This is a genomic window from Kribbella monticola (genome assembly GCF_003261635.1).
Taxonomy (GTDB): Bacteria; Actinomycetota; Actinomycetes; order Propionibacteriales; family Kribbellaceae; genus Kribbella; species Kribbella monticola.
In genome coordinates this window covers 1-10,607 of record NZ_QFXK01000005.1, presented here as the reverse complement: position 1 = coordinate 10,607, position 10,607 = coordinate 1, and the positions used below count along the sequence as shown (strand labels likewise).

The 10,607-nt window shown below is 66.9% G+C and carries 3 protein-coding genes and 1 pseudogene; 3 read left to right on the top strand and 1 reads right to left on the bottom strand.

The genetic code is table 11. The features are described 5' to 3' along the window. Positions 1-19 precede the first annotated feature (19 nt). A complete protein-coding gene (locus DIZ26_RS03430) occupies positions 20-9,121 on the top strand; it encodes a Tc toxin subunit A-related protein (protein ID WP_157979563.1) in 9,102 nt (3,033 codons plus the stop codon). A gap of 1 nt (position 9,122) precedes the next feature. Further along, a complete protein-coding gene (locus DIZ26_RS03425; RefSeq protein ID WP_112237621.1) occupies positions 9,123-9,467 on the top strand; it encodes a nucleotidyltransferase domain-containing protein in 345 nt (114 codons plus the stop codon). 42 nt (positions 9,468-9,509) lie between these two features. On the opposite strand, the gene DIZ26_RS03420 is transcribed toward DIZ26_RS03425, so the two are convergent. Beyond that, positions 9,510-10,211 (bottom strand): nitroreductase family protein, encoded by a 702-nt coding sequence (locus DIZ26_RS03420; RefSeq protein ID WP_269815368.1) that lies wholly within the window; start codon positions 10,209-10,211, stop codon positions 9,510-9,512. Positions 10,212-10,383: 172 nt separating this feature from the next. Between DIZ26_RS03420 and DIZ26_RS37330 the strand changes: the two are divergent. Beyond that, positions 10,384-10,607 (top strand): annotated as a pseudogene (locus tag DIZ26_RS37330) (hypothetical protein); the annotation flags it as partial.

Below are 10,607 nucleotides of genomic sequence, written 5' to 3'. Positions count from 1 at the left end.
ACGTGGAAGGTAGATCCAGATGCCAGAAAACGATGTGACCCTCACCGGCCGGATCGGCAGCAGGAGCGGCGTCGTCGAAGGGGCGACCGTCCGCGCCTTCGTGCGACTGCGGCGGCCGCAGCCGGGTCAGGAGACCGTCCGCTTCGGCGACGATGCCCTGACCGACCGCGAGGGCAGCTATCGGATCGACGCCAACCCGGATCAGACGCCGGACCTGTTACGTGGCGCCGGAGTGTTCATCCAGGTGCTGCGCCACGAGGTCCAGCTGGGCGAGAGCGAGTTCGTCCGGGTAGAGTTCCCGCGGACGGTGCTCGACCTCACCATCGAGCGCGACGACGAGCCGGATCCCGGCGAGCCCGGCGATGACACCCGGCGCGTCTTCGGTGCTGTCCGGGACGCGTACGGCGAACTGCGCGACGACGTCAGCGTCCAGGCCTTCGACCGGGACCTTCGGACCGAGCAGTTGCTCGGCAGCAGCCAGACCCCGGGCGGGCGCTACGAGGTCCGCTATCAGCCGTCCCAGTTCCGCCGGTCGGACAAGCTGTCCGCCGATCTGGTGCTCAAGGTTGTCGACGGCCAGGGGCAGGAGCTCTACCGGACGCCGGTGCAGTACAACGTGCCGAACGAGGCAGAGATCGACATCACCTTCACCGGTCGCGCGTTCCAGGGCAGCTCACAGTGGGACGAGCAGAGCGGTGCACTGCTGCCGCTACTGGAAGACGTGGCGCCGCAGGAATTACGGGACGACGAGCAGTTCCAGGACATCACCTTCCTGGCCGGCGAGACGGGGTACGACCCGCTGGCGATCGGTACCTGGGCCGCCTGCTTCCGGCTCGCCGAGAAGTCCGAGCGCGAGCAGGCCCCGATGGTCCCCGAGGCGTTCTACGCCTTCCTGGCGCAGGGACAGCCGTCGATCTTCCATGACTCGTTGCGCGAGGACATCAGGCATCCCGACCGGCTGGTGCTGCTGGAGGACAAGCTGCTGCGCGGGCTCGCCGAGCTGACCCCGGTGCTGCAGGAGAACCTGCTGGACCGGGCCGTGGCGGACAACCTGGTGTCAGCGCGGATCAGGGACGCCAAGAAGGACATCCTTGCCGCGCTCGCGCAGTACAAGGTCAGGTTCGCGGCGGAGCAGACTTTCGGCGGTGGCAAAGGGACCATCGGTCAGTTGCTGGAGCTGGTGCCGGAGTCGGCCCAGCGCAAGGACGCGTTCCTGGCGGCGTTCGCGAACCACGCCGGACCGCTGGGGACCTTCTGGCAGGACCTGGTCCGTGACGACGTACTGCCGGCCGACGCCGTCCCGAAGGTGAAACGGACCTTCGAGCTCGGGGCGCTGACCCGCAACCACGTGCCGCTGGTGCAGGCGGTGAGCAACCGGCTGGACGACGGGTCGCTGACCGGCTTCAGGAATCTCGCCCGGTTCTCCCAGCCGGAGTGGATCGAGCTGTTCAAGAGCCGGCTGCCCGACGGCGAGGTGGTCGGGGTGCCGGCGAACCTCGACGGCGACGAGGAGACGCGGATGGCGCAGTACGCCGCGATCCTCGACGGCCAGTTCCAGCGCGCCTATCCGACGGCGTCCTTCGCCGCGAAGCTCGGCCGGGCAGGTGAGGTGTTGCCGCAGGCGGCCCGGGTGTCGGCGTTCCTGGAGCGCAACGAGTCGTTCCAGCTGGACCGGTTCCGGATCGACCACTTCCTCGCCGAGCATCCGGAGGCGATGGACGGTGTGGACGACCCGGCCGGCCTGACGGCGAACCTGAAGGTGGTCCAGCGCGCGTTCAAGCTGACGCCGACCTTCGACGGAGTACAGACCCTGATGAAGCTGGGGGTCGACAGTGCCCAGCGGGTGTACTTCAAGGGCCAGAGCCAGTTCCTCAGCGCCGTGAAGGACACCCCGATCAACACGGTCGAGGCGCGCCGGATCTATCGCAAGGCCGAGGCCACCTACGCCATGGCGCTGACCTGGTTCGGGCAGTACAACCAATCCCTCAACGGCGGTTCGCCGTTCGCGGTGCCGACACAGGTGCTGGATGCGGAGACCGAGGCCAAGATCGCCACGTTGCCGAATCTGCAGTCGCTGTTCGGCTCGCTGGACTACTGCGAGTGCCCGCCCTGCCGCTCGGTCTACAGCCCGGCCGCGTACTTCGTCGACATCGTCAGCTACCTCGAGGACCGGCAGACCCAGGGGACCGGGATCAACGCGGGCAAGTCCGTCCGGGAGGTGCTGTTCGAGCGACGGCCCGACCTCGGCGACGTCGAGCTCAGTTGCGAGAACACCAACACCGGCGTGCCGTACGTCGACCTGGTCTGCGAGATCCTCGAGGACGTCGTCGCACCGCCGGCCGGCGCGATCCTGTCGCCTGCCATCGAGGCGGACCTGGTGGCCGGTACGGCGAAGCAGTCGGTCCTCGACGAGTTGGCGGCCCATGAGGTGGCGATCGGCCAGGATGCGCTGGTCTACGCCCAGGACGTCACCGGCCGCTGGGTGATCCGCGATGCCGAGCACGCGTACGGCGTACGGAAGACCGGGGCGGGACTCGTGCTGCTGCCCAGCAAGCAGACGTTCCTTTCGGCCGACGAGGTGCGGGCCAACCCGGAGTACATCAACGCCGACGCCTATACCAAGTTGGCCGGTGAGGTGTTCCCGATGAATCTGCCGTTCGACTTGTGGAACGTGCAGTCGCGGTCGTACCTGGAGCGCCTCGGAGTACCACAAGCGCGGCTGTTCGAGTTGTTCCAGCAGCAGACCACCGGGGTGCTCGCCCCGGACGCCGTGCAGCTCGAGACCGCATGGCTCGGACTGAGTCAGGTGCAGCGCAAGATCATCACCGGTACGCCGATCGGCCGCGACCCGTGGGAACTCTGGGGTCTGGCCGAGAACGGCAACAACCTGCCGCACCCGGACACGCCTACCGACCCGACGACCAATGTCACCGGCGGCTGGCTCGACGTACTGGCCGTCGTGCCGGTGATGCTGCATCGAACCGGCCTGAGCTATCCACAACTGCTGCAATTGCTGGATCTGCGCTTCGTCAACCCCACCCGCGCGGTCCACGTCTTCGAGAACGCCGACCCCAACACGGCCAACTGCGACACGGCCACCTTCGTGATTCGCAACCTGACTGCCGACGTGCTGACCAGGATCACCCGGTTCATCCGGCTCTGGCGGGCACTGGACGCGCAGATGTGGGAGCTGGACAGCCTCCTGCCCGACGGCGACCCGAATCCCGCTGTGATCGATCTGCAGCTCACCGACGCGGTGCTGCAGGACATCGCGCGGATGCAACGGTTGCGTTCGGCAAGCGGTTTGGACTGGACCGAGGTCCGGGCCTTGTACGCCGGCATCGACGACACGTCGTACGTCGACCGGAGCAACGGAAGCGTCGCCATCCAGACGCTGTACCAGCGATTGTTCCGCAACAAGCTCGTGGATTCCGTGGCTGCCTTCCCGGCATCGCCACAGCTACTGACCGGGCCGATCTCGGGCCGCGTCCCCGGGCTGCTGGCCGCCTTCCGGATCAAGGAGCCGGATCTCACCCTGATCCTGGCGCAGCTGGCCCTCACACCGGCGGATCCGCTCGACGCCGAGGTCCTGGCCGGCATCTTCCGCATCACCACCTTGGCCCGCGCGGCGGGACTCGGCGTCGAGGAACTGCTCGTGCTGATCCGGCTGTCAGGTCAGGATCCGTACGCCGATCCGGCTGCCACCCTGGCGTTTCTCGATCTGACCAGGCAGCTGGCCGGGTCCGGCTTCTCGCCTCGCGAACTGGACTACCTGCTGACCGACCGGCGAACCGGGGCCACCGGTATCGCCCTTGAGGACAAGGCGATCAGCGCGATTCTGAAGACGCTGCGCGAAGGTTTGCAGCGGGTCGCCGACGACGCCCACAGCCATCCGGGCGACGCCGCCGAGTTCGTCCAGGAGAAGCTTGCCCAGGCGCTCTCGCTCGACGTGCCGACGACGTACTCGCTGCTGGCCGGCTTGCGGCTGCCTGGTGGCGCGGATCCGTTGGCGAAGGTGCTCGACGATCCACGGCTGCTGGCCGTGCTGCCCGACGGGAGCTACCAGTTCGCGCTCGACGAAACCGGCTTCCCGTCGCAGTTCGCAGCCCTGCGCCTGCTGCACAAGAACGCCGAGGTGATCAGCCGGCTGTCGCTGAGTGCGCCCGACGTGGCCTGGTGGCTGGTCGAGGCGAATGCGACCGGACTGGCATGGCCGCATCCGGGCGACTTCCCGGTCGACTCGACCGGGCCCGCCGTCGACCTGGCCAAATGGATCTCGCTCCGGGGATTCTTCGCCTGGCGCTCGGGGCTGCCTGCCTCGGCCGGTACGGCGCTGGAGCTCGCGTCCTTACTGCTTGCACCGACCACCGCACCTGCGGCCGCCGTGACCGCGTTGAGTGCGCTCACAGGCTGGAACAGCGCCGACGTGGTGTCTTTGGCTGAGGCGTTCGGCTGGGTCGACAAGGTGGCCGGCACGGACACGACCGTGCAGCAGTTGCTGAAGCCCGGGACGCTGAACAGGTTGGCTGACTGCTTCGGCGCGCTGCGGTCGTTGGGGGTCACTGCTGCTCGGGCGGTCTCGTGGGCTGTGGCGCAGCCCACCGAGGACATCGTCGAAGGGCTCAAGCAGTCGGTCAAAGCGAAGTACGACCTGTCCCAATGGCTGCAGGTCATCACTCCCGTCCAGGACGGTTTCCGGGAGGCCAAGCGGCAGGCGCTGGTGAGCTGGCTGGTGGCCCATCCCGACCAGGCACAAGGACAGAACTGGGTCGACTCCGACGGTCTCTACGGCTACTACCTGATCGACGTCGAGATGCAGCCGTGCATGGTGACCACCCGGCTCAAGCAGGCGGCGGCTTCGGCGCAACTGTTCGCTCAGCGGTGTCTGCTGAACCTGGAGGTCGACATCCTCGCGAACTCGGCGCTGGACCAGAAGTGGAAGCAGTGGCCGTGGATGAAGCGGTACCGCGTCTGGGAGGCGAACCGGAAGGTCTTCCTGTATCCGGAGAACTGGATCGAGCCGGAACTGCGCGACGAGAAGTCGCCGTTCTTCGTCGATCTCGAGCAGGAGCTGCTGCAGAACGAGATCACCCAGGAGACGGCGGAGCAGGCCTACCTCAACTACCTGGAGAAGCTGGACGCGGTGGCGAACCTGGAGATCCGGGCCACCTACGACCAGGCGATCGGGGCGGACGAGTCGGTCCTGCACGTGATCGGCCGGACCCGCAGCAGCGCCAGTCCGGACCACTACTACCGGCAGCGGATCAACGGAGCCCGGTGGCTTGCCTGGCGCAAGGTCGAACTCGACATCAGCTCCGAACACCTGGTGATCGGCCTGCACAACCGCAGGCTGCACCTGCTCTGGCCGCAGTTCGTCGCGAAGGCCACTCCGCCGACGGCCATGACGACGCCATCCGAGAACGCCAGTACGACGCTGATCGCGCCGACCCGCTTCTGGGAGGTCCGCCTGTTCTGGAGCGAACTCAAGAAGGGCAAATGGACCCCCAAGGTGCTGTCGGACTCGTTCGTCAACCTGTCGGAGGGAACCGTCGGCGGCAGCCGGCTCGACAACGTCAGCTTCCGGACCAGGGCCGAACCGTTCATCAGGACCCGCGTCTTCGCCACCAACGACACTGCCGCCTACGCCCCGATCAGCAACGCCTGGTTCGACAAGGTCGGCAAGCAGATCACGACGGCGAGCCAGACCTCGCAGTACGAGCAACTGGTCTCGCCCGCGGAGAGCCGGTTCGAGAACAACCTCATCCTGCACCAGACGCAGTCGCAGTACTTCTACTACAACGCGATCGAGGAGACCGGCGTCAAGCCGCATCTGCTCACCGCGCACGAGAACGCGCCGGCGATGCGCCTGCTCGACCAGATCGCGCCCGGCCTGACGCGCACGGTCGTCGACTCGCAGGCGCGGGGTTTCGCCGGTGACGGCTCGTTCTTCGTCTGGGACCCCTGGCGCTCGTACTTCGTCGACTACTCGTGGCGCACCGACTGGTCGTACTGGTCGCACGCCTGGCACTCGAAGGAGATCGCGACCTTCGAGTTCTTCCCGCACTACCACCCGTACGTCGAACTGTTCATCAAGGAACTCAACATCTGGGGCCTGGGTGGACTGCTGAACCGGCGGATCCAGGTCGACCCGGCCGCGATCACCGGCAGCCCGGCACCGTTCGACTTCGCCGGCTACAAGCCGACCCCGGTGGTCACCAAGCCTTATCCGGTGGAGGACGTCGACTTCAGCTACAAGGGCGCCTACTCGCCGTACAACTGGGAGCTGTTCTTCCACGTACCGTTCTTCATCGCCAACAAGCTGAGCTCGGACCAGAAGTTCGAGGAGGCGATCAGCTGGTTCCACTACATCTTCGACCCGACGACGCCGGACACGACGACGGCCGACCCGGACACGCCCCAGCAGCGGTTCTGGATCACCAAGCCGTTCTACGAGACGACCAAGGCGCAGTACTACCAGCAGAAGATCCAGAACATCATGCTGGGGATCGCCAAGGGCGACGCCGAGCTGCGCGAGCAGGTCCGGGAGTGGCGCGACAACCCGTTCAACCCCCATCTGATCGCCCGGATGCGTACCGTGGCTTATCAGAAGAACGTGCTGATCAAGTACATCCAGACGCTGATCGCCTGGGCCGACCACTTGTTCGCCCAGGACACCATCGAGTCGATCAACGAGGCCACTCAGCTGTATGTCATGTGCGCGGAGCTGCGGGGGCCGAGGGCACGCGTGGTGCCACGGCAGGACCCGGTACCGGTCAAGACCTTCAACCAGCTGAGGCAGGAAGGCATCGATGCCTTCGGCAACGTCTTGACCGAGATCGAGAATCTGGTGCCGCCGCCGTCGGGCGCCGGAGGAGGCGCCGGCCCGGCCGGGCCGGAGTTGCCGCGACTGGACGTCCTGTACTTCGGGATCCCGGACAATGACAAGCTGCAGACGCTGTGGGACACGATCGACGACCGGCTGTTCAAGATCCGGCACTGCATGAACCTGGCCGGCGTCGTCCGCCAGTTGCCGTTGTCGGATCCTCCGATCGATCCCGCCCTGCTGGTCCAGGCGACGGCGGCCGGTCTGGACATCGGTGCCGTGATCAACGATCTGTCGGCGCCGGCACCGCAGTACCGGTTCACCGTGATGCTGCGGCGGGCCCGAGCCGTCTGCGACGAGGTACGGGCGCTCGGCTCGGCGATGCTTGCGGCGCTGGAGAAGCGGGACGCGGAGGAGTTCGCCGTACTGCGGGCCGGGCACGAGCAGAAGCTGCTCGAACAGGTCCGCTCGATCCGCTCCGATCAGATCACCGAGGCGATGCGCAACAAGGAAGCGCTGGAAGCGTCGAAGCTGATTACCCAAGCTCGGTCGGCGCACTACACCAAGCTCATCGACGCCGGCTGGAACGGTTGGGAGAAGGCGTGGCTCGGGCTGACCATCGGCGCGATGGGACTGGAGACGGGTGCGACCGTCGTCCGGGCGATCGGTGCCTCGCTCGCCCTGATCGCGGAGATCGATGCGGGCGTGTCCGGCTTCGGCGGCTCCCCGACGGTGAAGCTGAAGATCGGCGGGAAGAACTTCGCGATCTCGCTGTACGGCGCGGCCGACGCGCTCCGGGGCGGCTCGACGATCGCCCAGATGGGCGCCGGGATGACCTCGACGATCGGCAGCTACGACCGGCGCGCGGAGGACTGGGGGCTGCAGAAGACCCTCGCCGATCTGCAGCTTCCGCAACTGGACAAGGAGATCGCGGCCGCCGACATCCGGCACCAGCTCGCCGTGAAGGAGCTCGCCGGGCAGGACCAGCGGATCGAACTGGCCAAGGTCGAGGCGGAGTACCTGACCACCAAGTTCACCGCCACCGAACTGTACGAGTGGATGGTGAACCAGATCTCGACCGTCTACTTCCAGAGCTACCAGCTCGCCTACGACCTGGCCAAGCGGGCCGAGCAGAGCTTCCGGTACGAACTCGGGCTGCCGACCTCGAACTACGTCAAGTTCGGCTACTGGGACAGTCTGCGGAAGGGGCTGCTGGCCGGCGAACGCCTGTCGTACGACCTGAACCGGCTCGAGGCCGCGCACCTGGAGCAGAACAAGCGCGAGTACGAGCTGACCAAGCACGTCTCCCTCGCGCAGTTCGATCCGGTGGCGCTGCTGTCCCTGCGGGAGAACGGCGAATGCCACGTCGACCTGCCGGAGGCCTTGTTCGATCTGGACTTCCCCGGGCACTACTTCCGGCGGATCAAGTCGGTCAGCCTGTCGATCCCGTGTGTGGCCGGACCGTACACGTCGATCGCCTGCACACTGACCCTGACCGGGAACCAGTTGCGCGCCGACTCGACGCTGCTGGGTGGCAAGTACCCGCGCGACACGTCGGTCGAAGATCCGCGCTTCCGCGACGGCATCGGCGCCGTCCAGTCGATCGCGACCAGCGACGCCCAGCACGACGACGGGATGTTCGTCCTCGACTTCGCCGACGAACGGTACCTGCCGTTCGAGGGCGCGGGAGCGATCAGCTCATGGAAGCTGCGGATCGCGAAGGAGCACGCGCAGTTCGACCTGGACACGATCTCCGACGTCGTCCTGCATGTGAACTACACCGCTCGCGAGGCCGGCGAGGCACTCGGCGAACCCGCGACCGCGGCACTGAAGAGCACGTTGAACGAACTGGAGCTGGCGGACGGGCGGCAAGGCCTGTACTGGGTGTACGACCTGCAGCGCGACTTCCCCGATGCGTGGTACCGGTTCCTGCACCCAGGCGGGCCGGGAGACGATCAGCAACTGGCGTTGAGTGGGCTTGCCGCGCGGCTGCCCTTGTTCGCCAAGAAGGCCGGCGCGAAGAAGGTACGCCGGATCGAGGTCGTCGCGCGGATCAAGGGCGGCGACCACCAGGTGATGGTCTCGGGGCTGGGCGAGACGCCGGCGGATCTGCTCACGCTCAGCGTCGATCCGGCTTTCGCCGGGATGCACCGGGCGGTGAAGGATCTGACCGGCGCGGAACTCGTGCTGGCCGACTGGGTGCTGAAACTGCGGGCGGACGGCGCCGCCGACTGGCATTCACTACCGGCCGACGCGATCGAGGAACTGTTCCTGATCATCAACTACACGGTGGCCTGACATGCTGACGGACCGCGAGATCAACGCCCTGGTGGATCGCATCGTCGCCCGCGCCGACCCCGAGGAGGTGATCGTCATCGGCTCGTACGCCAAAGGCACCGCCACCGCGGCCAGCGACCTCGACCTGGTCCTGATCCGCGACACGGATCTGCCCGCGTCGCGCCGGACCACGGACCTGATGCCCTTGGTCAGCTCCATGCTCATCCCCGTCGACATCCACGTCTTCACCCGCGAGGAACTCACGGAGTACGCGAAGGAACCGTTCTCCTTCCTGCACACCGTCACCACCACCGGCCGCACCCTCTACCGCCGCCCCAACCCCGCCAACGCCACCCCTCACGACTGACCAGGCCCCGAGCGATCTCGGTCTGCAGATTCCTGAGGCCGGTCATTTCGACTCCTCGGCTGGAGTGTGGACGAAGGTGGAAACGGGTCGCCGTGGCGTTGCGCCGTGCACTGTGCTGTGGCCGAACCGGATCACCATGTGCGCGATGCGTTCGCCGCCGATCCAGTGGGATCGCTCCTCGCGGCGGTGCCAGTCGCCGATCTCGCGCAGATCGGTGTCGACCAGCAGGTCGAGGACCGCGTGGACCTTGTCGGGCGGCAGCCAGGTGAGGTCGGCGCCTTCGTCCATCGCCGCCGAGGTCAGCGCAATCCGCGTGTCCGTGGACAGTTGCACCGGTCGGACCGGCTCCCTGCTGGTGTGCCGGCGGGGAATCTGGGTGTAGAGGTTCTGGAGGTTGCGGTCGGGGGTGTCCGTCGGCTCGACGACGATGCGGGCGACCAGGTCGGGCTCCTTGGGGTTGGGTACAAGACCGAACCAGCTGTTGTAGCCCATGGACGCGGCTGCGCAGCGCAGGTTGTAGGTCGCGGCGCCGGCGGCGATGCGCATCGCGCGGCCGGTGGGGTCTTCGGCGGGCAGGGCTCGGGAGCCGTCGAGGTAGACGTCGATCACGTTGCCGTCGATCTCGAACCGCCATGGCTGGGTGTTGTGCATGCTGGGTGCGGCGACGGCGGCGCTGAGCAGTACGTCGATCTGTTCCATCGTCAGCTGGTCTTCGGACATGAGGGGCCTCCACGAACTGCTCACGCGACAACCGCTGCCGCACCTTCAGCCTGTCTGCGGACTGGCGGTAACGCAGCAGGCTTGGGGCCCGTGAGGACAGGCCCTTCGGCACCAACGCCTGTGACCACATGCTCTGCCGAGCAGGGTGCGGCGGCCGCCACGATCAACACATCACTTCGATTCGAAAGGAAAGATCATGACCACCACACCGCACCGGCGGCCCATCCCCGCACCTGTGATGGAGCCCGACCGCGATGCAGTACCGACCAGCGCCACCCGGGTTGCTGCCGGGCGGGCCTTCGCCGTACTGCGGATCGTCTACGGCCTCACGTTCTTGTGGGCGTTCGTCGACAAGGTCTTCGGGCTCGGCTACGCCACCAAGTCCGGCAAGGGCTGGATCGACGGCGGCGACCCGACCGC

What these genes read in the sequence shown, in the direction of transcription:
- DIZ26_RS03430 (WP_157979563.1), top strand. Translation starts at nt 20, where the DNA reads ATGCCAGAAAACGATGTGACCCTCACCGGCCGGATCGGCAGCAGGAGC.
- DIZ26_RS03425 (WP_112237621.1), top strand. Translation starts at nt 9,123, where the DNA reads ATGCTGACGGACCGCGAGATCAACGCCCTGGTGGATCGCATCGTCGCC.